This window comes from Virgibacillus salexigens (genome assembly GCF_014905415.1).
GTDB classification, from domain to species: domain Bacteria; phylum Bacillota; class Bacilli; order Bacillales; family Amphibacillaceae; genus Virgibacillus; species Virgibacillus salexigens.
The window spans coordinates 1-275 of sequence record NZ_BNEO01000226.1; the positions used below are offsets into that span (position 1 = coordinate 1).

The window sequence follows — 275 nt, forward strand, 5'->3', positions numbered from 1 at the left end:
ATCATTCGTTCTAGTTCCGGAAAAGATAATTGTAAAATCGCATGCATTTTGCCCCGTAGTTGGATTAATTCTTCATCAACTTCGTCGTAATAACGTGATAGGGCACGCATTTGATTATAATAGGTGTCTTGTTGAAATATTGGCTTACGGTTTATTTTAAAGTGTGTTTTAGCCAGCTCATGCGCATCGCTTTTATCGGTCTTATTTTTCTTCGCATAGCTGCTGTCTGAAGTTTTGCCTCAAGTGGATTTAAGCGACAATATATGTATCCACGA

General features: G+C 37.8%; 1 pseudogene. It reads right to left on the bottom strand.

The features are described from left to right. Positions 1 to 176 (bottom strand): annotated as a pseudogene (locus tag JKP73_RS22960) (IS110 family RNA-guided transposase); the annotation flags it as partial. Between the last annotated feature and the right edge of the window lie 99 nt (positions 177 to 275).